Source organism: Streptomyces sp. M2CJ-2 (genome assembly GCF_016757295.1).
Taxonomy (GTDB): Bacteria; Actinomycetota; Actinomycetes; order Streptomycetales; family Streptomycetaceae; genus Streptomyces.
In genome coordinates, this window is record NZ_JAESIF010000251.1 from 1 (window position 1) to 1,013 (window position 1,013).

Consider the following 1,013-nt stretch of genomic DNA (forward strand, 5'->3'; position numbering starts at 1 on the left):
TGAGGTCTTCTCGGCAACGTAATGGTTGCGGTGCGTGACGATGCTTGGGCGGCGCGATGGTGACCTGGCGTCAGACAAAGGTGAAGCCCCTGGTAGGAACAGGTCTGCGAAGATCACGTTCCGTACAACCAGAGGCTTCACGTGACGTCCAGTATCACCTACACCGCCGTGCTCGATGTCCGCAGGGCGACCGCCGAGCATCTCGCGAAGCTGCTACGCGGGCACCGCGAGCGGCTCGGAACCCGAAAGGGAACCCGCGCTCTGGGCGTCTTCAAGCAGGCCGTGCTTGTGCTGCGCTGGTTCGTCGACGGCACCCGGCTGGCCCAACTCGCCCGGGACAACGGCATCTCACTGCCGACCGCCTACCGCTACCTGCACGAGGGGCTGACCGTGCTTGCCGACCACGCGCCCGATCTGTCCACCGCGCTGGAGCGAGCGGCAGCAGCGGGGTATACCCACCTCAACCTGGACGGCACCGTGATCCGCACCGACCGTGTGGCCGCCGCCGGCCCCAACGGCGCTGACCTGTGGTGGTCCGGCAAGCACAAGCACCACGGAGGGAACGTGCAGGTCATCGCGGCCCCGGATGGATGGCCACTGTGGGTCTCCCCGGTCCGCCCGGGCCGCGAGCACGACACCACCTGCGCCCGCGCCCACGGACTCGTCGACGCTCTCAACCGGCTCGCCGCCACGCTGGGTATCCCCACCCTGACCGACCTCGGCTACGAGAACGCCGGTGACGCCTTCCGCCACCCGATCAAGAAGCCCAAGGGCGGTGAACTCACCGACCACGACAAGGCGTTCAACGCCGTGATCCGGGGCGTCCACGCCGTCGCCGAACGCGCCAACGCCCTGCTGAAGGTCACCTTCAAGGCCCTGCGCCGAGTCAGCCTCGACCCCGCGGCCATCACGCGGATCGCCCGCGCCGCCCTCGTCCTGCTCCAGCTCGAACACGGCCGCACCACCTGAACGAAGATCACCAACCGTCACGAGACGTTACCGAGAAGGGTTCA

At 67.8% G+C, this 1,013-nt stretch carries 1 protein-coding gene; it reads left to right on the forward strand.

The window, feature by feature from the left end:
- The first annotated feature begins 141 nt into the window (after positions 1–141).
- Complete coding sequence (locus JL475_RS39125) at positions 142–969, forward strand: transposase family protein (RefSeq protein WP_202282946.1); 828 nt, start codon at positions 142–144, stop codon at positions 967–969.
- The last annotated feature ends 44 nt before the right edge of the window (positions 970–1,013 follow it).